Origin of the sequence: Planctellipticum variicoloris, from assembly GCF_030622045.1 — a bacterium.
Taxonomy (GTDB): domain Bacteria; phylum Planctomycetota; class Planctomycetia; order Planctomycetales; family Planctomycetaceae; genus Planctellipticum; species Planctellipticum variicoloris.
The window spans coordinates 7,184,320-7,206,248 of the sequence record NZ_CP130886.1 but is presented as its reverse complement, the minus strand read 5'-3'; the positions used below and the strand labels follow the sequence as shown (position 1 = coordinate 7,206,248).

General features: G+C 64.3%; 12 protein-coding genes. 6 read left to right on the top strand and 6 right to left on the bottom strand.

Annotation, left to right across the window (positions count from 1 at the left end; genetic code table 11):
* Positions 1–27: 27 nt before the first annotated feature.
* On the bottom strand, positions 28–3,087 hold the full coding sequence (locus SH412_RS28230; RefSeq protein ID WP_336521387.1) for a PVC-type heme-binding CxxCH protein: 3,060 nt from the start codon (positions 3,085–3,087) through the stop codon (positions 28–30).
* A 139-nt stretch (positions 3,088–3,226) separates the two neighbouring features.
* The gene (gene floA / locus SH412_RS28225) at positions 3,227–4,174 is read right to left on the bottom strand and encodes a flotillin-like protein FloA (protein WP_336521386.1); all 948 of its coding nucleotides are present in this window, start codon (positions 4,172–4,174) and stop codon (positions 3,227–3,229) included.
* A 278-nt stretch (positions 4,175–4,452) separates the two neighbouring features.
* On the opposite strand from floA, the gene SH412_RS28220 reads away from it, so the two are divergent.
* A complete protein-coding gene (locus tag SH412_RS28220) occupies positions 4,453–6,522 on the top strand; it encodes a thioredoxin-like domain-containing protein (RefSeq protein ID WP_336521385.1) in 2,070 nt (689 codons plus the stop codon).
* Positions 6,523–6,561: 39 nt separating this feature from the next.
* A complete protein-coding gene (locus SH412_RS28215; RefSeq protein ID WP_336521384.1) occupies positions 6,562–7,569 on the top strand; it encodes a ThuA domain-containing protein in 1,008 nt (335 codons plus the stop codon).
* Between the two features lie 24 nt (positions 7,570–7,593).
* Here SH412_RS28215 and SH412_RS28210 read toward each other — a convergent pair whose 3' ends face one another.
* Entirely contained in the window at positions 7,594–7,785 is a 192-nt protein-coding gene (locus tag SH412_RS28210; RefSeq protein WP_336521383.1) for a hypothetical protein, read from the bottom strand.
* Positions 7,786–7,962: 177 nt separating this feature from the next.
* Between SH412_RS28210 and SH412_RS28205 the strand changes: the two genes are divergently transcribed.
* Positions 7,963–9,966 (top strand): flagellar basal body P-ring protein FlgI, encoded by a 2,004-nt coding sequence (locus tag SH412_RS28205; protein ID WP_336521382.1) that lies wholly within the window; start codon positions 7,963–7,965, stop codon positions 9,964–9,966.
* A 103-nt stretch (positions 9,967–10,069) separates the two neighbouring features.
* Entirely contained in the window at positions 10,070–13,858 is a 3,789-nt protein-coding gene (gene smc, locus SH412_RS28200) for a chromosome segregation protein SMC (RefSeq protein WP_336521381.1), read from the top strand.
* Between the two features lie 15 nt (positions 13,859–13,873).
* On the opposite strand, the gene asnS is transcribed toward smc, so the two are convergent.
* A complete protein-coding gene (gene asnS, locus SH412_RS28195; RefSeq protein ID WP_336521380.1) occupies positions 13,874–15,286 on the bottom strand; it encodes an asparagine--tRNA ligase in 1,413 nt (470 codons plus the stop codon).
* A 642-nt stretch (positions 15,287–15,928) separates the two neighbouring features.
* On the opposite strand from asnS, the gene SH412_RS28190 reads away from it, so the two are divergent.
* Together SH412_RS28190 and SH412_RS28185 are read left to right on the top strand one after the other, a co-directional pair.
* A complete protein-coding gene (locus SH412_RS28190) occupies positions 15,929–16,420 on the top strand; it encodes a hypothetical protein (RefSeq protein WP_336521379.1) in 492 nt (163 codons plus the stop codon).
* Positions 16,421–16,722: 302 nt separating this feature from the next.
* Complete coding sequence (locus SH412_RS28185; RefSeq protein ID WP_336521378.1) at positions 16,723–17,802, top strand: transporter; 1,080 nt, start codon at positions 16,723–16,725, stop codon at positions 17,800–17,802.
* A 292-nt stretch (positions 17,803–18,094) separates the two neighbouring features.
* Here SH412_RS28185 and SH412_RS28180 read toward each other — a convergent pair whose 3' ends face one another.
* On the bottom strand, positions 18,095–18,721 hold the full coding sequence (locus SH412_RS28180) for a response regulator transcription factor (protein WP_336521377.1): 627 nt from the start codon (positions 18,719–18,721) through the stop codon (positions 18,095–18,097).
* Entirely contained in the window at positions 18,718–21,831 is a 3,114-nt protein-coding gene (locus SH412_RS28175; protein ID WP_336521376.1) for an ATP-binding protein, read from the bottom strand. The genes SH412_RS28180 and SH412_RS28175 overlap by 4 nt, the downstream gene beginning before the upstream one ends.
* Positions 21,832–21,929: the final 98 nt, after the last annotated feature.

Sequence of the window (21,929 nt, the reverse complement as noted above, 5' to 3'; positions counted from 1 at the left end):
CAAAGTCAGACAGCGGTCGAGCGGCCACTACTCTTTGGCTGGCTTGGCCACCTTCTGCGTCAGCAGAAATGCCAGTAGATCGTAGTACTGGGCTTCGGTCAGTTTTTCGACGACGTTCGCCGGCATCGGCGACAGCTTCACCAGTTTCCGCTCGTCGATCTCCTGCAGCGGCAACTGGATCTCGCGGCCCTGTTCGTCCGCGATGACCAGCACCTGGCCTTCTTCGCGCAGCGCCAGTCCTGTGATCACTTTGCCGTCGTCCATCGCTACGACGGTCGTCCGGAAGGCCTGATCGACGTTCCGGCTCGGATCGAGCGTATCTTCCAGCAGCCGGTCCAGCCCCCGCAGCCCGACTCCATCCAGCTCCGGTCCGACCTTGCCCCCCTCATTGCCGACGCGGTGACAGGCAGCACAATGCTGCTTGTACATCGCCCGGCCGTTCTCGATGCTGGGCTGCGCCTGCTGGAAACCGCCCCGCCTGGTCTTCGTCAGTTCGGCGACCCGCTCATCCTCAGCCGGCAGACCTTCCAGCAGCTTGTTCCGCCGTTCATCGAGCCCTCCGATTCGCGCCGCCCGCAGACGTTCTTCGATGGTCTTGTCCTGCAGCAATCGCGGCGACGCCCGCCCCTGCTCCATGGCCGCCAGCAGCGCATTCCCTCCCGACTGACTCACGGCCAATCCGCGGGCGATCGCCAGCGCCAGGGACTGCGGCGCCGTCTTCAGCCGGTCGAGCAGAATGCTGCGGCTGTCTTCCCGGTTCATCCCACTCAGCACCTGCGCGGCATGCTGCTGCAGTCCCGGATCGCGTGATCCGTCGATAACTCCGGTCGCCAGCGCCACAACGTCCGGATGCCCGACCGCCGCCAACGCATCGAGCACGCCAGGCTTCAGTCCCCCAAACTTCGCGTCTGTCGCGAGCAGCGCCGGCAACTCCGTCGCGGCCTTCGCCAGCCGCAAATCTCGTACGGCGTCAATTCCCGCCCGCCGGGTGTCCTCGTTGTCGCTGGCGATCAAGCGGGCGGCCAGGCCTTCGGCCCAGTCTTCCAGCAGCGGAGAGCGTTTCCCGCCCCGCTCCTGCGTACCTCGCTGAGCGGCCCGCAGCACCCGCAACTGCAGTTCGTCCGACTGACCGCGGTACTGCTCTGCCAACAGCCGTTCCAGCGCCGGCAACTGCTCGACCGGAATGTGTCGCACCGCATGCTGCACGTAATCCTGCGCCTGCCCTGCCGGCCAGGGGGTCCGTCGGGCCTGTTCGAACAGAAACAGCCCGGCCTCAGGCTGTGGAATCGCCAGGCAGACTTCCGAAATCCGCGGCAGATCGGCGACCGCCACGCGATCCCCCGCCGCCCACTTCGGCAGCTCGGTCGGATGCGCCCGCAAGACGTCCCGCAACGAGACCCGAATCGTATGAACCAGCAGCGCATCCGCCGGATCGGCCCCCTTCCACGCGGCGATCAGCGCCGGGACCGACTCAGTCGCCAGGCCCTTGCCGAGCGACTCCGCCGCCGCCCGTCGCACGAACGGATCGGCGTCGCTCAGCAGATGCTCTTCGACAATCCCCCGCAGCGGCGCACGCGCTTCCGTCCAGGGAACCTGTTCCCCCAGCGCCTTAACCAGATGCACCCGCACGGCCCGATCGGGATCACCGGCGATCTTTCGCGCCAGAGCCTCGTCGAGGCCCCCCAGACGCTGCACGACCCACAAGGCATGCACGCGCTGCCACGGAGAAGCCGACGGGTTCGTGGCCAGCGTCGCCATCTCCGGCAGCGCGGCGGCGCCAAATCGGTGCACGAGCTGATGCGTCGCCTGCACCCGGATCGGCAGCGTGTGCGAACCGAGGGCGGCAATCAGTCCGGCCTGCGTCGCCTTCGTCAGGTCCGGCGGCACGTCGATCTTTGCGGGATTGTTCGGATCGGTTCCCACATAGCGGATCCGCCAGATCCGGCCCCGTTCGCGATCCCGCCCCGGATGCAGCAGGGGGACTTCGTAATGTCCGATGATCCGGTTGTAAAAATCGGCGACATACAGCGCCCCGTCGGGTCCGAGCTGAATATCGACCGGACGGAACCACTGGTCGTCGCACGTCAGGAAATCCGGCTGCTCGATCGCCTTCGCCGTCGACCCGGTCCACTCCAGGGTGTCGCGATTGATCCGTCCGGTAACCGGATTGCCGATGAACAGGTTGTCGCGATACTCCTCGGGAAACTGCTCTGCCGCGTAGTACACGACGCCGGCGATGCCGGTCGAACCGTGGGCGTGCTGCATCAGCTCGGGACCGAAGCCCAGCCCGTCGTGCGGCCGGCCGAACATCGGATACCAGGCGCCGCGCACCAGCAGGTACGCCGGTCGCGTGTGGCAATCCGACGTGTAGACGTTCCCCAGCGGATCGAGACACATGCCGAACGGATTCACCTGTCCGTGACTGTAGTATTCGATGTGCGAACCGTCCGGACGGAGCCGGTACGTGTTTCCCGAGGACATGAGGATCGGCTGGCCGTCCTGCCCCTTGACGGTCGACTCGTTGGAAAAACCGTGGCAGCCGTAGACCCAGCCGTCGATCCACCAGTTGAGCGAGCTGCACATGCCGTGCGTGTCGCGGAAACCGAAGTTCCCGTAGAACTCCTCGCGGGAATTCGCCCACAGCTCCCCCTCCGGATCGGGGAAGAAGTTCAGCGTCGGAATGCTGAAGCCGAGGACCCCGCCGTAAACCGGCGTAATCCCGATCGGGATGTTGAGTCCATCGGCGAAGACCTCCGTCTTGTCCGGCATGCCGTCGCCGTTGGTGTCGGTCATGACCCGGATCATGTCCTGCCCCCGGCGGTTCGCGGCGACCGGCCACGGGTACTCCACCGACTGGGTGAAGAACAGCCGCCCTGCCGCGTCGAACTTCAGGTTCATCGGCTTGCGCACATCCGGTTCGGCCGCTACCAGCTCGATGATAAACCCGGGCGGCAGATGAAACCGCTTCTGCTGCTCCGCCGCGGTGAGCGGCTCCGTCTCAGCCACGAGCTGCGGATTCTGAGCCGAAACGAACGCAACCCGGCAGACGAGCAACGCCACCAGCAGCAACCAGCGCAAGCGAAGCATGAGGCATCCCTGGAGCAAATCTGGGAAATATCAAGTAGAGTCGAACCACACGCATCGGCAGCCATCGAATGCAGAAAAGAGCAGCATCACCGCCGCTCTTTTCTGCGAGACCCGAATCCCGATGCCCGAGACCCGGCCTTTACGCCCGCTTCTCGGCACGCAGGAATCCGCCGCGGTAAGCCGCCGCCATCGCCTGCGGAATTTCAGCCTCGGCGAGGACCACCTTGGCCTGGTTCTCGACGGTGAGCGCCTTCATCTGCTGCTCGTTGGCGACCGCCCTGGCCCGACGCTCTTCGGCCTTCGCCCGGGCGATCCGCATATCCGCCTCGGCCTGATCGGCCTGCAAACGGGCGCCGATGTTGTCGCCGACATCGATATCGGCGATATCGATCGAGACAATCTCATACGCGGTCTGCGAGTTGAGCCCCTTGTTGAGCACGGTCTTGGCGATCAGCATGGGATTGGCCAGCACGTCCTTGTGCGACGCGCACGAGCCGATCGCCGACACGATCCCTTCGCCGACACGCGCAATGACGGTTTCCTCAGTGGCCCCGCCGATGAGCTGCTCGAGATTCGTCCGCACGGTGACGCGGGCGCGGGCTTTGAGCTGAATCCCGTCCTTCGCCACGCCGTCGAGAGTATTCCGCCCGGTACTGCGGTCCGGGCAGTCGATGACCTTTGGCTCGACGCTGGTCTGCACGGCTTCGAGCACGTTGCGTCCGGCGAGGTCGATCGCCGACGCGGTGTTCCAGTCGAGCTTAATCTTGGCGCGGTGGGCGACAATCATGGCCCGCACAACGCGGGGGACGTCGCCGCCGGCGAGGTAATGCGCTTCCAGGCGGTCGGTCGTGATCTCGCGCAGTCCCGCCTGGACCGACATGATCTTGGCGTCGACGATCGCGGTCGGGCTCACTTTCCGCAGCCACATGAACAGCAGCGCGAACGGACCGATCCGGGCACGGGTGACGAATGCCCGCAGCCACAGTTTGAAAAAGGCCAGGAAGACCGCAATGGAGACAAACACGACCAGCCCCGCGAGGATGCTGATCACGATCATCACGATTCTGAAAATGTCTTTCGGATCCATTGCGGATAACGCCTCCGGGTGCGGTTTCGAATGAGAATCGGACGCGCCGCATTCTAAGGCCGCGCACGCCGCCAAACCAGCCGGTCTCGCGGCGACGGCTACGAATTCGCCCGCCGGTCGGATTGCGCAGATCGGCGAGAATTCCCATCGCATATTGGAACCATGTCGCCTCTCTGATACGATTGACGGGTGCGGTTTCCGGGCCGATTGTCGGAATTCCGTCAGCCATCGTCCCTGCCAGATTTTCCCACCAGCGATCTTTCCGGGAGTCCGCTGCCATGCCCCGCTCGAATTCCGGCCTTTTCCGTCAGCTCCTGACATTCAGTCTTCTGCTCGCTCTGCTCGCCTGTCCGACGACACTGTTCGCTCAGGATGGAGAGGCCGAAGTCGACGCCAAAAACCCATTTCCGAACCGCGTGAAGGCCGTCGATCTGGACGGCGGCGTGGAATGGCTCAACACGGCGGGACCGATCAACCTGCGGGACCTTCGGGGCAAGGTCGTGCTGCTCGACTTCTGGACCTTCTGCTGCATCAACTGCATGCACGTCCTGCCGGATCTGGAGTTCCTGGAGAAGAAATACGGCAACGAACTGGTCGTGGTCGGCGTCCACTCCGCCAAGTTCGACAACGAAAAAGAAACCGGAAACATCCGGAAGGCGATTCTGCGCTACGAAATCGAACACCCGGTGATCAACGACGCCGAAATGACCGTCTGGCGCAAGTATGGAATCCGCTCGTGGCCCACGCTCGTGCTGATCGATCCGGAGGGCTATTACTGCGGCTACATTTCCGGTGAAGGCAACCGCGAAGTCCTCGACAACGTCATCGGCAAGCTGGTGGCCTTTCACAAAGAAAAGGGCACTCTCGACGAAACCCCGGTACGGTTCGACCTCGAACGCCATCGCGCCCCCGCCACACCCCTGAAATTCCCCGGCAAAGTGCTGGCGGACCCCGCCGGCGGCCGGCTGTTCATTTCCGACAGCAACCACAACCGCATCGTCATCGCCGGACTCGACGGCAAACTGCAGGACGTCGTCGGCAACGGCCTCCTCGGCAGCAATGACGGCGGCTATTCCGAGGCCCGGTTCGACCATCCCCAGGGAATGGCGCTCATCGACAACACGCTGTATGTCGCCGACACCGAAAACCACCTCATCCGGACAATCGACCTGCAGTCGAAGACGGTCAGCACTCTGGCGGGAACCGGCCAGCAGGCCAGCTTCCGCGCCGGCGGCGGTCCGCTCCTCGAAACGGCTCTCAACAGTCCCTGGGATCTCCTGCCGATCGACGGCGTCCTCTACATCGCAATGGCCGGTCCGCATCAGATCTGGTCGCACAAACTCGGCAGCCAGTCCATTCAACCGTATGCCGGGTCGGGCAAGGAAGACATCACCGACGGCCCCCTGGCGGACTCCGCACTCGCCCAACCCTCCGGTCTGGCGACCGACGGCGCCTATCTCTACGTATGCGACAGCGAGGGGTCTTCGATCCGCCGGATCAGCACGCGCGCCGTCAACAACTTGAACCGGCCCGACGGCGCAGTCACGACCGTCGCCGGCACTTCCGGTCTGCCGAACGGGCGCTCTCTGTTCGAGTTCGGCGACATCGACGGCCCGGTGCTCAAAGCCCGGCTGCAGCATCCTCTCGGCATCGCCTACTACGACGGCGATCTGCTTGTCGCCGACAGCTACAACCACAAGATCCGACAGGTCCATCTGAAGAGCAAACGGGTCGAGACCTGGCTGGGAACCGGCAAGGCGGGGAGCGGCCTAGATCCCGTGCAGTTTGCTGAGCCGGCCGGTTTGACGATCGCCGGAGACAAGCTGTATGTCGCGGACACGAATAACCATCGCATCGTGCTGATCGATCTGAAAACCAAGGCCGCTGCGGAGCTCCCGATCGCCGGCCTGACCCCGCCCGCTCCCCCTGCCGGCGAACCTTCCGCCAGCATGCCCCGCGACGAGCAGCAGGTGGAGGAGCAGTCGGTCAAAGCCGCCAGCGCGCTGGCGATCGACGTCGAGTTTCTGCTTCCCGAAGGCTACAAACTCAACAAGCTCGCGCCGGTCAGCTATCGCCTGACGGTCGACGACGGACAGCAGCTCATCTCCGATGACAGCTTGAATGTTCGCACCGAAGCCAAGGCCGGCGAGGCCGCGGCGACGCTCGAAATCCCGCTCGCGGCGAAATCGGGATCGGCGGTCCTGCATCTGGCCGTGACCTATCCATTCTGTCGCGACGGCGTAGGCGGGCTGTGCAAGATCGACACTGCGTACTATCGCATTCCGATCAGCGTCGGCGCGGCGGGAACCGCGGACCGCATCAAGTTGACCGCCGCACCGCGCAAGTAAGCCGGGCGACCGTTCGAATTCTCTCCCAGGACGAGCAACATGCGATTGTCGGTTTCTGTCTGTGCGGTTCTGCTGACGCTGACGTCTGTCACTTTCGCCGCCGATCCGTGGGTCGTCTACGAGGGGCAGTCCGGACCGGGGCGCGGCAAGCACATCGTGCTTCTGAGCGGGGACGACGAGTACCGTTCGGAAGAAGCGCTGCCGCAGCTCGGCAAGATCCTGGCGCTCCAGCACGGCTTCAAGTGCACCGTGCTGTTTCCCATCGATCCGGCGACGGGCGAGATCAAGCCCGATTTCCAGACGAATATTCCGGGGACCGAAGCCCTCAAGACCGCCGACCTGTTGGTAATCGCCACGCGGTTCCGCAATCTTCCGGACGAGCAGATGGCGCCGATCGTCGAGTACATCGAGTCGGGCAGGCCGATCGTCGCCATGCGAACCGCCACGCACGGTTTCAACATTCCCGCCGACCGCAAGTACGGAAAGTATTCGTGGAACAGCAAGGCATGGGACGGCGGCTTCGGCAAGCAGGTTCTCGGCGAGACCTGGGTCAGCCATCACGGTCACCACGGCAAAGAGAGCACGCGGGGCCTGATCGCTCCGGGGGCCGCCGACAACCCCATCCTGCGCGGCATCAAGGACGGCGACATCTGGGGGCCGACCGACGTCTACGGCATCAACCTGCCGCTGCCGGGCGACGCGCAGACACTGGTCCTGGGACAGGTCCTGTCCGGCATGAAGTCGACCGACTCGCCGGTGGAAGGTCCCAAGAACGCTCCCATGATGCCGGTCGCCTGGACGAAATCGTACACGGGACAGTCGGGCAAGACCGCTCGAACGTTTACGACTACGATGGGCGCCGCCAACGATCTGGAAAGCGAAGGGGTCCGTCGCCTCCTCGTCAACGCCTGCTACTGGGGGCTGGGGATGGAGGAACAGATTCCCGCGAAGTCGAAGGTCGATCTTGTCGGCGACTACAAGCCGACCAACTTCAGCTTCGGAGGTCACAAGAAGGGCCTCAAGCCGGCGGACTTCGAGCTCCGTTAGCTCCCCGCAGAGAAGCCGCCCCGATTATGTGACAGCCGCCAGTCCCGCCGCGGGACCGGCGGCTGCTTTCGTCGACTGACCGGCGCTGCTCCAGCCCATTGCAGCTTTTGCCGTGTGTTGATCGCGACCGTATGCGATCCGGACGCCCCCCCCCTGCGGCGTCGGCGCGTGGGGCCTCAGTTTGTCGACGCGAGTCCTGGCCAACTCGTGTTTCACGACGACGCCATTTCACGCGCAGAACCTCGTCTTGACGCTGCCCGGCCTCAAGACCTATGGTTCCTCCCTCCCCAAGTTCTCTCAACACGTCTGCAGGATGTTCCGGTCCTCCGCAACCGTCGCGCCGGGTTGGCGCGCGAGCGGCAGGATCGGGTAGGCGAAAGGAATCGCCCGGCCATGCGCAGCTCCAATCCCGCTCGAATCTGGCTGACTACGGCCTGCGCCGTCACGCTGTTGACCGCAGGGGCCGTTTCCGTGGCCGCACCCCCTGCACAGCGTCCGGCAGGCGGCGTGAATCTGGAGACCACGCTGGTCGGTGCGCACACGACGTTCCAGGGATACGGTCCGGTGGTCCTGACCGGCGTGGGCCTGGTGGTGGATCTCCCCGGGACCGGCGGCGATCCGGCCCCCTCGGCCTATCGAACGATGCTCCTGGACGAACTCAAGCGCCACGACATCCGCATCCCCAATACGATTCTTGCATCGCCGAATACGGCCCTGGTCGTTGTGCGGACCTACCTGCCGCCGCTGCTGCAGCCCGGCGACAAGCTGGACGTGGAAGTCATCGCGCCGGAGAGCGCCAATGCGACGAGCCTGGCGGGCGGGTGGCTGATGGAGTGCCATCTGACCGAACAGACTCTCGTCCCCGGACAGGGATTGATGAAAGGTCATACGTACGCCCGGGCGAAAGGCCCTGTCCTGGCGGCCGGGGTCGCCATGCCCAGCGAAAAGACGGCGGCATCGCAGATGCTGCGCGGACGAGTGCTGGCCGGCGCCATGCTGACCCGGAGTCGCGAGCTGGCCATCAACCTGCGCAACGACTTCCGCAGCGTCCGCAACTCGTCGCGTATCGCCAACGCCGTCGGCACCCGGTTTCACGACTACGACAAATACGGCATTAAGAAGCCGATGGCCGTCGCCAAGACGGACGCCAAGATCGCACTCGAACTGCAACCCCGCTACAAGGACAACTATCCGCGATACCTCGAAGTCATCAAGCACATCGCCTTCGCCGAGAGCCCCGTGGCGCAGCGAGTTCGCATGCAGCGGCTGCAGGAAGAACTGTTCGAGCCCGAAACGGCGGAGGAGGCGGCGCTGCAGCTCGAAGCGATCGGGGGCGCGTCCGTCCCGCTGCTGAAGGCCGCTCTGAAGGCGCCGACGCTGGAATGTCAGTTCCAGTCCGCCATGGCCCTGGCCTACCTGGGCGAAGCGGATGGAATTCCGGTGCTTGCCCAGGCGGCCCGCGAGGAACCGGCGTTCCGCGTGTTTGCGCTCGCCGCTCTGTCGACGATCGACGACGCCGACGCCCACATGGCGCTTCGCGAGCTGATGAGTCAGAACAGTGAAGAGCTCCGCTACGGGGCTTTCCGGGCGCTCTGGACGCTCGACCGGAGAGATCCGTTTATCCGCGGCGAACCGATGCTGGAGCCGATCGATCCGTTGCTGGCGGATGACATTGAGGCTCAGAAAGACCGCCAGCTTCACTTCGTCCTGCACGTGCTGGAAACGAGCGGCGACCCGATGGTTCATATCACGCTCCGCACGCGTCCCGAGGTCGTGATCTTTGGTGCGGACCAGAAGTTCGCCACGCCGTTGCTGCTGTCCGCCGGCCGCAACGTGATGATCACCGCGCAGCCGGGCAGCGAAACCGCCTCTGTGGTCCGCTTCGAGGCGAATCGCCCCGACCAGCGTAAGGAGGTCTCGCTCAACGTCGCCGAGGTGATTCGGACCGCGGTCGAACTCGGGGCCCGTTATCCGGACGTGGTTCAGATGCTGTCGGAGGCGTCCCGTCAGCGGAATCTCGCGACGCGCCTTGCGACAGATGCTCTGCCGGAAGCCGGCCGCGTCTACAACCGCCCGCGAAGCGCCGACGCACCGAGCACGCTGGAGAAACCGGCAAAGCCGACGAAGATCGGTCGCGATCACATGGCCCCGAATCTCTTTCCGATCGACCACGAAAAGGCCGAGCGGGAAGGGAGCGGCAGCGGAGACTGGGCCGACTCGGAGGGGGTCCAGGCCAGCGTCCCGGCCGACACAAAACCGGTCGCCGTGAAAGACGAGAAGCCGGCAAATTCCGACAAACCATCAACCCCTGCTGCGCCGGCAGCGGACAAGGTCGACAGCGACGACGCCAAGAAGAAACCCTTTGGACTGATTCCCCGACTCCGCGAGAGATTCTGAGCGACCGGGCTCGGACCGTGACCCCTGGAAACGATTCCTTCGACCGGCGAGTCTTCTCGCCGGTCTGCGGGCCGTCGGCTGCCGCCGGCGGCAGGACCCCGTCATGCTGAAGTCACTGGAACTGTTCGGCTTCAAGAGCTTCGCCGACCGCACCAGGTTCGACTTCGCCAAGGGCATTACCTGCGTTGTCGGTCCTAACGGCAGCGGCAAGAGCAATGTCGTCGACGCGCTCAAGTGGATTCTTGGCGACCAGTCGGCCAAGAGCCTCCGCGGCAAGGACATGGTCGACGTCATCTTTAATGGCTCTTCGAGCCGCAAGCCGAGCGCATTCGCCGAAGCCACGCTGACTTACGACAATTCGTCCGGCCTGCTGCCGATCGACGCGCAGGAAGTCCACATCGGCCGCCGCATCTGGCGCAACGGCGACGCGGAGTATCTGCTGAACCGCGCTCCGTCCCGGCTGAAAGACATCAAAGACCTGTTCCTCGGCACCGGCGCCGGGAGCGCCGCGTACAGCATCATCGAACAGGGGCGCGTCGACCAGATCCTGCAGGCCAACCCGACCGCCCGACGGCTGGTCTTCGAAGAAGCCGCCGGCGTCAGCCGCTTCAAGGCGCGGCGGCTCGACGCGCAGCGGAAGCTCGAACGGGTCGCGCAGAATCTGCTCAGGCTGACCGACATTGTCGACGAGGTCGAAGCGCAGCTCAATTCCACCCGCAGCCAGGCTGCCAAGGCGGTCAAGTATCGCGAAGTCAGCGAGGATCTCAAGAAGTGGTGGCTGGGGCTGGCGGGCGACGACTATCGGCAGCTCACCGCGGAGATCTCGGTTGTCGACGCTGCCCTCGCCGAATCCGAGGGACGCCTCCAGGATCTGACCGACCGGCAGAAGGTCATCGAATCGGAGGAAGCCGCTTTCGATCACCAGATCTCCGCCCTCGACGATCGTCTGCGGACCGTCGACCGCCGGAATTCGGCAGTCCGCGAATCCATCGTCGGCCAGGAAGCCACGATTCAATTTCAATCGGCCCGGCTGCAGGAGCTCGAAGCCGAGCTGACGCGTCTGCAGAAACAGCAGGCCCACCTCCGCCGCCGGACGAGCGACGCCCGCGGAGAAATCGAACTGCAACACCGTCGGCTCCAGGAAGTCGAAGCCGAGTACGCCGAGACGCGGGTCCGCGTCACGGAGCGGGACGCCACGCTGCAGGGCCGGGCTGCGGAGCTCGTCCAGTTGCGCGAGCGGATCGAAGCCCGCAGGACGGAACGCGAACAGATCGTCCAGCAGTCGGCCGGCATCGCCAATCAGCTCGCGACGCTTCACGCGCAACTCGAAGCGCTGCAGAACTCGCAGCAGAGGGTGACCGGCCAGCTCGAACATCTCGACGAACTGATCGCCCGCCTGCAGGCGGATCGGATCGAACACCAGCAGCGCCTCGATGCCGCGCAGACCGGCCTGGCCGCCGCGCAGCAGTCGCTCCGCGATGTTCAGAGCCGGCGTTCGCAGCTTGTCGGTGCGCAGGATGATCTCAAGTCGCGACTGGCCGCCGATCGCGAGCAGCGCAGTGCAGCGCTGGCCCGGAAGAGCCTGCTCGAAGATCTCGAACTTCGCCAGGAGGGCCTGAATCTGGGCGTCAAAGAGATTCTCTCGCGCGCCCGGACCTCCGATCTCCCCCCGTGGAACACGGTCATCGGCGGCGTCGCCGACCTGCTCGACGTCGACCTGGAGCACGCCGCGCTGCTGGAAGTCGCCCTGGGAAGCCGGTCGCAACTCATCGTCCTCCGGGAGTACCAGCCGCTGCTGGACTATCTCCGCTCCGGCGCGGCACAATTATCCGGGCGCGTCGGCTTTCTGGCGATTCCCGACAGACTTGCCGGCGAACCTCTTCCTCCCACGCTGCGCGGCGAAGATTTCCTGCATCTGGAGTTGAACAGCGCACTTCTGCCGGACCTGACCGGTTTTCCAGGGATCATCTCGCGGGCGGACGAGCTGATTACCGGCGATCACGGCATCCTGGGCCTCGCCGCCGCCGTCCTCGCCGACACCTGGGTCGTGGGAACTCTGGACGATGCCGTGCGCCTCGCGACCGGTCCCGGCAGCGGATGCCGATTCGTCACGCTCCAGGGCGAAGTGCTCGAACACGAGGGGTCCTTACATCTGGGAGCCGTCCGGAGCGACACGGCGCTGCTCTCACGAAAGAGCGAGCTTCGTCGAATCAAGAATGATCTCATTCAGCTCGACCGGCAGATCGCCGAGCAGGAAGAATCTCTCAAAGGCGTGTTCCGCTCGCTGACGTCCGCCGACGGTGAACTCGAAGCGGCGGCGTCCGCCGTCGATGTCGCCACGGCCCGGATGGTTGAAGCGCGTGCCGAAGTCACAACCTGCGACCAGGATCTCGACCGACTGCAGGGAGACCGGCGGCATCACGCCGAACAACTCGAACTCGCCGGTCAGGAGCTCGCGGCCCGCGAACTCGACGTCCAACGGGTCAGGCAGCAGGCGGAAGAGCTGGCGGCGAATGCCGCCGCGCTGGAGCAGGACCTCGAAGCCCACAAGGAGCAGCTCGTCGCCGCGGAGCGGGAGACGCAGGGTCTCGAACAGGAACGGGCCGCCCGTCAGCTCGATCTCGTCAAACAGAGCGAACGACTCGACGCCCTCAGAGCACAGTGCGAACGGCTTGAGGAGGAAGTCCGCCAGCGATCGCTGCAGAGCGACGAGGCCGAACGTCGACTTGAAGCCGCCGTCGCGAAACGGCGGCAGACGGTTCTGCATATTCTGAACACGCGCGACGCCGTCAACGGGCAGTATCTCGCCGCGGAAACCGTGCAGATCGAAGCCGCCGCGCTCCACGCCGAGAAGCGAGAGCTCCGCCAGCGCCGCAGCCGGCTTGTCGAAGCGGAGCTGGCGCTGCGCAAGGAGCGCCGCGAACTGGCCGACCGCCGGCACGCCGACGAAATCCGTCTCCGCGACATGCGACACGCTCTGGAAAGTCTGGCCGAGCGACTCGACGAAGAGTACCAGGTCAAGCTCGAGGACGTCGCGGCGTCGGGCGTCTCCGCCTACGCGCTGCATCTCGACGAACGGCACTCCTCCCAAGACCGCCGGCACCACGTGGACGAGCACGCCGAAGACGCCGGGCCGGAACCGGCTCACAATCCCCGCAAATTCGACGGCGCCGAGCCGCCGCCGTTTTCTGAAGTCCGCCCGGAGCTGGACGCCCACGTCACCCGGCTGCGACGCAAGCTCAAGATGATGGGGAGCGTCAACACCGACAGCCTGCGCGATCTCGAATCGCTCGAAACCCGCTTTCAGCAGCTCAGCGCCCAGCTCCAGGACCTCGTCGAAGCCAAACAGACGCTCGAAGACATCATCCGGCGGATCAACGTCGAAAGCCGGAAGATGTTCGCCGAGACCTTCGAAGTCATCCGCACGAACTTCCAGGATCTGTTCCGCAAAGTCTTCGGAGGGGGCGAAGGGGACATCATCCTCGAAGACCCCGAAGACATTCTCGAATGCGGCCTCGACATCCAGGCTCGCCCCCCGGGCAAAGAGCTGCGCAGCATTTCGCTCCTGAGCGGCGGCGAGAAGACCATGACCGCCATCGCCCTGATCATGTCGATCTTCAAAGCCAAACCCAGCCCGTTCTGCATCCTCGACGAAGTCGATGCGGCCCTCGACGAAGCCAACGTCGAACGCTTCACCTCGGTCGTCCGCGAGTTCCAGAGTTCGACGCAGTTCATCATGATCACCCACCATAAACGATCGATGGTGGTCGCCGACGTCCTGTACGGCGTGACGATGGAAGAGTCCGGCATCTCCAAACGGATGGCCGTCCGTTTCGAAGACGTCAGCGACGACGGCCACTTCAAACCGCCGGCTCAGGCTTCGGTCGCCTGACCGGAACGATCTCGCTCAGAAGTCGGCGCTCTTGGGCGTCCGCGGGAACGGGATGCAGTCGCGGATGTTCTGCATCCCGGTGATGAGCTGGACCGTCCGCTCCAGCCCCAGGCCGAATCCGCTGTGGGGGACCGTGCCGTATTTGCGCAGCTCCAGGTACCACCAGTAGTCGTCGGGATTGAGGTGCGACTCCCGCATGCGGTCGACCAGCACGTCGTAGCGTTCCTCGCGCTGGCTGCCGCCAATGATCTCGCCGATCCGCGGCACCAGCACGTCCATCGCGCGGACTGTCTTCCCGTCTGCGTTGCAGCGCATGTAGAACGACTTGATCGCCCGCGGGTAGTCGGTCAGGATCACCGGCTGCTTGAAGTGCTCCTCGGTCAGATACCGCTCGTGCTCGCTCTGCAGATCCTTGCCCCACGCGATCGGATACTCGAACGTCCGGCCGGACTTTTCGAGAATGTCGACGGCCTCGGTGTAAGTCAGCCGGATGAACTCGTGCGAAACGATGTTCTCCAGCGACGCCAGCAGCGTCGGTTCGATCCGCTCGTTAAAGAACTTCAGATCGTCCGGGCACTTTTCCAGCACGGCCCGGATCACGAACTTCACGAAGTCCTCGGCGAGCTGCATGTTGTCATCGAGCTCGTAGAAGGCCATCTCCGGTTCGACCATCCAGAACTCGGAGAGATGCCGCGTGGTGTTGGAGTTCTCCGCCCGGAATGTCGGCCCGAACGTGTAGATGTCCCCCAGCGCGCAGGCGTAGGTTTCTCCTTCGAGCTGACCGCTGACCGTGAGCCCGGCCTTCTTGCCGAAGAAATCCTGGCCGTAATCGATCTCGACGGGTTTCCCCTGTTCCTGTTTGAGCGCCGCCAGGCGAGCGAGATCCAGCGTCGTCACCTGGAAGAGCTGCCCGGCCCCTTCGCAGTCGCTGGTCGTGATGACCGGCGTGTGGACATACAGAAAGCCGCGGGACTGGTAGAACTCATGAATGGCGAAGCAGATCGCGTTCCGCACGCGGGCCACGGCCCCGAGCGAATTCGTCCGCGCCCGCAGGTGCGCCTTCTCTCGCAGAAACTCGAAACTGTGCCCCTTCTTCTGCAGGGGATACGTCGCGGGATCGGCCGTCCCGAGCACCCGCAGCGAACGGACGTGGACTTCAATCCGCTGCCCCTTGCCCGGCGACTCCTTCACTTCGCCGACGGCGTGAATGCTCGCTCCGGTCCCGATCTCCTTCATCAGGGCCGCGTAGTCGGGGACGTTTCCGTCGACGATGAGCTGCAGGTTGCCGAAGCAGCTTCCGTCGTTGACTTCGAGGAACGCGAACTCCCCCTTCGACTCGCGCTTTGTCCGCACCCAGCCGCGGACGTCGACGGTCTGCCCGGGCTGCCCGTCACGGAGAATCACGGCGATCCGGCTGAACGATGACATGGGGAACCTGAAAAGTAGTGAGTGATGAGTGATTCGTGGCGAGTGAGGAGCAGACTCCGGGCGCCACGTCCCTGAGTCTTCGAAGGGCATGTCTTCCGTCGAGAGTGACATCGCGTGACAGATTCTCGCTCTGTTCCGCTGCCTACCCACCTCTCTGCTTCTACTGAATCCAGCGTTCGGCGGCAAGCCGTCCGTTCACGGCATGGCGACGGCCCCTGCCCTCTCCTTGACCTCCGGGATTCCATTCGGATGTCGAGTTCCCTGACTCTACCCGGATTGCAGGTATCTGGTTTCTGTCGCCCATCAGAGAGGAGGAGGCCATCCCATCGGTTTGTGGAGTCAGTGTTCGCGGTCGCGTTTACCATTGAGCCGATGGGCCGGGCTGTCGTGAGGGCGCAGTCGGCCGCTGCGGGGGGCAAACGGGCGGAAGTTCCAGAGCAGCGCCCAACCCCGCAGGCGACGCTGCGCAGACGGTCAACACCGACGGCTGGGCGGCGACGCAGAACGTCTTCCACTCCCTGTTCGCCGCCATCACGGCGGACCTCTACGTTCTGCGCGGGTTCTTGAAACTCCGCGACCGCTGTCGCTCGTCGACAGGACTGCGACGATGTCCTGTTTGCGATCCGGGAGGGAACCGAACGAATGGCCGAGGTCCATCTTACCTGGCATCGGGAAACAGATCCCCGCTGGCCGCGTACCGTGCTGTTTCCGAACATGGCGGCCTGGATGGGATCGATGCGGTCCGAGCGAAAGGCGAAGGCCGAAAAGAATGCCGACGAGTTGCTTCGGCTGAATGGCTGGATCCAGCGCGCGGAACTGGCCGAGCCCTTTCCGGAATTTGATCCGCTGGCTGATGCTCGCAAGAAGATCGCCGACTCCACCTGGTCGTTCGATCGTCCGGCTCAAGGTCAGAAGGGGCGTATGACGTTTCACAAAGACGGCGCCTGGGAGACGACGATTCCACAAAAGGGTCATTGGATCATGGCCACCGAGCAGATGGTGATCTGCAGCTTCCGCGGCAAGGCGGGCGACGAAGTGTTCGTCTTTACGTTTGACGAGGATTATCGCAAGTACGAAGTGCGGGCGTTTACGGATACTCCGACGAATTTCGTCGGAGGACAGCGACAGCGCTGACGCCGATTCGACGCCGGCTCGCGGTCGGTGTTTACAGTCCGTTGGATGATTTTGTCGAGAAGCCCGGACGGGAATGTCTGGGCACCTTTAAGGGGTTTACTGCTGGCGGGGCAGGCATCTCTGTCAGTCGCCAATTCTTCAACAGGCTGTTCGTTGGAGAAACTGGTGTTGTCCAAATCGGCCAAGTCAGATACATCCCGCTCGCGCCCTTCAATCGCTCAGACTTCCAACTCGACTCGATTGCGAGTCGGGGGGAGGGGAGCAATCGTTTTTACCGGCGGTCGTCGAACTGGCGAAGCAATATGGCTGCGAGCCGCATTGGCACCGTCAGAGCCGTCGTGAGCCTGCTGTTGGCTGCGGCGATCCTGGCTCCGGGGACGTTTGCTTGCGCTGCACCGCCGCACAATGATTCCCTGGAATCTGTGGGGCAGATATCGCCGTCAGCCCCCTGGTGGTCGGCGGATTCCGAAGTCTTTCCCGCTCCGCGGGCAGCGGAGTTCGCGGCAACTGATGCGGAATTCCCCTGGCTGACTCAACGATCCGGCCTGGCCCGGAATCGGGCCGGAGATCCTGCCCGACTCCGCCTGACTCAGAATGACTCGAGTTCGACCGAAGAGGCGGATATCGCCAACCCCGGCCCGGACATGGGCGATTACCCGAATAGCGCGTACACGCTTCGAAAGGGGCAGGCATACGTCGAAATGGGGCCGGCGTCGTTCCGTACCAAGAACGCCAGCACCTCTTCAGCGTACGCCACTCCATTTCTGCTCCGGTATGGCGTCACCGACGACGTGGAGTTCCGCGTGCTGGGGACCGGGTTGACGTCTTTGATCAGCCCGAATCAAACAACCGGCTTTGGCGTCCTGACGTTCGACACGAAGATTCATCTCTGGAACGACCGGATGGAGTATTTCATCCCCGCTGTTTCGTTCGAGGCGTCGCTGCAGAGTCGACTCGGCAGCCCCGCATTTCAGGCGGGGATCGATCCGTCGCTGAATATCAACATGGACTTTCCGTTTACGGAGCAAACCAATCTGGAGGCGACCGTTTCGTATGCAGGAGGAGAAAGCAGCATCTACCTGATCACGGGGGGCGGCGGTCCGGCCGACAGGCATCCAACTGTCGTGAATGTCAGCCAGAACGATTTCACGTTCTCGGTCCAGGCGGCGTTGGAGCAGGAGGTGACCGACTCGTTTTCCGTATTCGTGCACGGCTACTACGGAGTGCCGGTCCAGGCATCCGGTGGGGCCGACGCGGTCGCTGGAGCCGGGTTCTTTTACCAGATCAACCGTCGGGTAATGACTTTCGGTTCGGCCAACGCCGGCCTGACAGAGACCGTGTCGCCGTTCCTGACGCAGTTGGGAGTCGCCATAGCGTTTTAGTTCCGACGGCTCTCGGTCCTGAAGTGGTCGGCGTGCCGGCGCCGGGCCGGCGATGAATTCACTACGTGGCCAGGCCGGGCTCTCTCCTTGAGCGAAAGAGGGGCGGGAGTTGAGACAGGGCCTCGGCAGCGAACGGTAACTCCGTGTTACCGTCGAGGGCAGAAGCCAACGTCCGCCGGGTTTCGCAGACCGGCGGGCGTTGGTATTTCAGACGATTGCAGCTCCTCCGGCCGTCGCGCCGGTACATCGCGTTGCCGCGGACCGCCAGCGCGTGTTTTGACCGGTCGGGCGTTCAGTTCCGCACCTGCCCCTGACGGGCCAGCAGGACCAGCGGAATCAGTTCGGCGAGCGAATCGACTTCGAATTTCTTGAGGAGCGATTGTCGGCGCGCCTCGACGGTCCGGAGGCCGAGATCCAGCTTTTGTGCGATCACCTTATTGGCTTCGCCTTCCATCAGCAGGTCGAGCACATCCTGCTCGCCCTGCGTGAGCAGGGCCAGGTGCGCCTGCAGTTCACGCTGGCGGGCTTCGAGCCGCACCTGCTCGACGTCCTGTTCCAGAGCCGCCCGGATCGCCTCCCACAATTCGGAATCGCGGCACGGCTTATCGAGCAGCGTGAAGGCGCCCTGCTTCATGGCCCGAACCGTCGTGGGGGTGTCGGCGTGCGCGGTCAGAACGATGACCGGCAGCAGCAGTCCCCGGCGGCCCAGTTCCACCTGCAGTTCCAGTCCGGTCATGCCAAGCATGCGAACGTCCGTCACGACGCAGGCGGGGCGTTCCCCCCGATAGCCGACAAGAAACGCTTCCGCCGACTCGAAGCCGGTCGCGGCGAGGCCGAGCTGCGTCACCAGGGTGGCGATCGCTTCCCGGACGTCGCCGTCGTCATCGACGATGAAAACTCGAGACTCTTTCGGAATCATGGCGAGGTCTCCGCAGCGCAAGGGAGCCAGACATGAAACGTAACACCGGGATCCGACGATTCGTACCAGATATGACCACGATGATCGGCGACGATGGTCTGACAGATTGCCAGGCCGAGTCCGGTGCCAGTCGGCTTCGTGGTATAGAGCAGTGTAAACAATTGATTGGCGGCTGCCTGCCCCAGACCGCGTCCAAAATCGCGGATCGAGATCTGGACGCCGCCATCTCCAGCGCGATCGGACCGGCGGCCCGTGACGACGATGCGCCGCCGGTCCGATTCGACTTCGGCGAGTTCATCGCAGGCATTTTTGAAGAGATTGACGAAGACCTGCTGCAATTGAATCCGGTCGCCAACGATCTGCGGGAGATCGTCGCCCAGCGACATCTCGATCGTCACTCCCTGTTCGTGGAGCTCGGTCTGCAGGATCGCGAGCGAGTCCCGAATCGGCAGCGAGACCGGCAGGCGTTCGCGTTCCTGCGTCGACGACCGGCAGAAGTCGCGGTATTTGCAGACGATCGCGTCGGCGCGGTCGACCAGTTCCGAGATCCGGCCGGCCCAGTACGCCAGTTTGTCGGCCGGCGGAGGCGCGCCATCCGGTGCGATTCCAGCGCGGGTCGCTCGTTCGATACTCGCCGAGAATGCGCGAATGGCGTGGAGGGGTTGCTTGACGTCGTGGGCGATGCCGGCGGCCATTTCGCCCATCATCGACAACCGCGACGCCAGGGCGAGTTCCTCGCGCTGGCGGTCGAGACTTCGCGCACTCCGTTCGCGCTGGATGGCGTGGCCGAGCAGGTCCCCGAGCATGGCCATCAGAGGCAGGCGATCGGCGGGCAGCTCCTTCACGCGTCGCAACGACACCAGGCTGAGCATGCCAATGGTTTCGAGTTCCACGGAGACAGGAATGATCACGATGGACTTGACCCCGTTGGCCAGCAGGACGCTGCGCAGCGAATCTTCGTCCTGCGACAGATCTTCCACGCGGGAGACCTGCCGAATTCGGGCGGGAGTAATCTCCGGCGCCAGTCGCAGAAAATCTCGTTCCATCAGCCGCCGACCTTCGTCGGACAACGGATCGATGCCCGGCGCGCACCATTCACTTCGGCGCTCCGCGACGTCGCGCGCCTCCGAAAGTTCAACGCACTGGCAGCGGTCGATCTGCAGAAATGTTCCGACGCGATCGAGCAGCCGCTCGATCTCCTGCGGGATTCGCCGCGCGTCGCAATTGATAAATCGCGAACTGGCGTCTCCGATCAGTCGCTCGAAATGCTCGCGAAACCGCAGCGAGCTCTCGTAGCGCGAGCGGGCGAGGACGTCGGCAAACAATCCGCCGATCAGGCGAATCCGATCGATCATGCCGACCGACCAGGCATGTTCGGTCCGGAGCGATTCCGCGTAGAGCGCGCCCAGCACCTTCCCTCCGGCGCGCAGCGGCACCTGCAGCAGCGACTTCACGGAGCACTGTTCCAGCTCGCGACGCTCATCGGCGGCGGATTCGGGCAGGTCGTCCAGCCGTTCGACGACGACAGTCGAACCCAGCACCGTCTGCTCGGCGAGCCAGCCGGCCGAGTTCCACAGGTCGCTCGATCTGGGGCGTCCCCAATCGCCCCCTTGCGTCAGTCCCGGGGCCCAGTATTCCGAGAGGACGCGCCAGGCCCCGGATTCTTCGACGAGTTCGATCAATCGCAGTCGGTCGACTCCCAGGTCGTTTCCCAGTTCGGTCAGAGCCTCGCGCAAGGCCGAGTCGTAGCGGCCCCGTTCGGCGTCCAGAAAGAGCCGACCGGTGCGGGCCAGCAGCTCGTCGAATCGCAGCCGCTCCTGAACCTGGTCTTCCAGGCTCTTGCGCGACGATACGTCGCGTCCGACCGACTGAATCTCGACAAGCCTTCCGGCTCCGTCAAAAAAGCCGCGATTCGTCCACTCCAGCCAGACGGGGAGATTGTCGTTCAGCACGGCGTACTGGGCGGACTGTTCGACGGGAGCTTCCGGGGTCAGGCGGGTGACGACGCTGAGGACGGCTTCAACGTCTGCGAACGGGAGTCTGTCCGGCGTTCGATGCTCCGGCGCGGCGCCCGTGGCTGCCATGAAGTTGCGGCAGGCGGAATTGGCGAACAGGATCGCACCGTCCGGGCGCCAGCGGACGATCAGATCCGCCTGGTCATTCACTACGGCCCGGTAGCGGGCTTCGCGGGTCGCGATGGCGCGCGTGCCCGCCACACAAATCGATCCCAGCAGCGTCGCCAGTCCGGCCGACAGCAGAAACAACTGCAACTCCACCGTCCAGACAGCGGGGATTCCGCGAGAGACGACCAGCGGGCCGATGGACAAATGGGGCGGGATGATCAGCGTCAGCGTCAGCAGCAACATGCCGATCGCTCCGACCCAGATCGGCAACCTCAGCGCCGCCCAGCCCTGCATGGAGAAGATGATCCCCAGCGGCAGCAGGACCCACGGAATCGCGCCCGAGGCCAACCAGCCGATGCCGCTGCCGAGCAGGATGAGGCTCCCCAGATAGATCAGCGATTCCCGGTCGATCGAGAGTCGCTGCCGGGCGCCGTTGACGTGGCGCAGCTCGAAGGCCAGCGGCGCCAGGAAAAGAACGCCCAGAACGTGAGCCAGCAGCGTCGCCGTGAAGACGGCGCTGGACGGTCCCAGATTCGGCAGCAATTGTCGCCACCAGGGGAGCGACAGCAGAATCGAGACTCCCACGGCGGCGGCCGCGCGCGTCACTGGTGGAGGGATCCGACGGACGCCAGACAGAGTCCCGACGCAGGACTCGATCCGGATCAGGAGCAGGGCGAGCAGCATCGATCCTGCCTGCAGCCCGGTGGACGCCACGATCCGGCTCAACAGAGGTTCGGCGGCCGTCCCGCAGAGCAGACCGCAGATGGCCAGGATCAGCCCGATCCGCGACCACTGACTTCGGGGCGCCTGGAGGTAAGCCACCAACGAGACGCCGGTCAGCAGATGGATCGCGGGGGGGGCCGACGGGGTGAGACGGGAGAGCTCCGTCAGACCGACGGCGAGAATCGCAGCGCCGGCCAAGGCTCCGCCGCGGGTTGCCGCGGAAGCCCCGTTGATGCCAACCCGTTCTGCAGCGGCGGACCCCATGCCAATTCGCCTTCCTGCTCGCCGCCAGTCCCGGAAGGAATCGCGCTGCGAATCGCCGATCGTAAGTTCCGAGGGAACGGAGTACCACGAGTCCGAAG

What these genes read in the sequence shown, in the direction of transcription:
- SH412_RS28180 (WP_336521377.1), bottom strand. Translation starts at nt 18,721, where the DNA reads ATGATTCCGAAAGAGTCTCGAGTTTTCATCGTCGATGACGACGGCGAC.
- asnS (WP_336521380.1), bottom strand. Translation starts at nt 15,286, where the DNA reads ATGTCATCGTTCAGCCGGATCGCCGTGATTCTCCGTGACGGGCAGCCC.
- SH412_RS28185 (WP_336521378.1), top strand. Translation starts at nt 16,723, where the DNA reads ATGGCTGCGAGCCGCATTGGCACCGTCAGAGCCGTCGTGAGCCTGCTG.
- SH412_RS28230 (WP_336521387.1), bottom strand. Translation starts at nt 3,087, where the DNA reads ATGCTTCGCTTGCGCTGGTTGCTGCTGGTGGCGTTGCTCGTCTGCCGG.
- SH412_RS28220 (WP_336521385.1), top strand. Translation starts at nt 4,453, where the DNA reads ATGCCCCGCTCGAATTCCGGCCTTTTCCGTCAGCTCCTGACATTCAGT.
- SH412_RS28215 (WP_336521384.1), top strand. Translation starts at nt 6,562, where the DNA reads ATGCGATTGTCGGTTTCTGTCTGTGCGGTTCTGCTGACGCTGACGTCT.
- SH412_RS28205 (WP_336521382.1), top strand. Translation starts at nt 7,963, where the DNA reads ATGCGCAGCTCCAATCCCGCTCGAATCTGGCTGACTACGGCCTGCGCC.
- smc (WP_336521381.1), top strand. Translation starts at nt 10,070, where the DNA reads ATGCTGAAGTCACTGGAACTGTTCGGCTTCAAGAGCTTCGCCGACCGC.
- SH412_RS28175 (WP_336521376.1), bottom strand. Translation starts at nt 21,831, where the DNA reads ATGGGGTCCGCCGCTGCAGAACGGGTTGGCATCAACGGGGCTTCCGCG.
- SH412_RS28190 (WP_336521379.1), top strand. Translation starts at nt 15,929, where the DNA reads ATGGCCGAGGTCCATCTTACCTGGCATCGGGAAACAGATCCCCGCTGG.
- floA (WP_336521386.1), bottom strand. Translation starts at nt 4,174, where the DNA reads ATGGATCCGAAAGACATTTTCAGAATCGTGATGATCGTGATCAGCATC.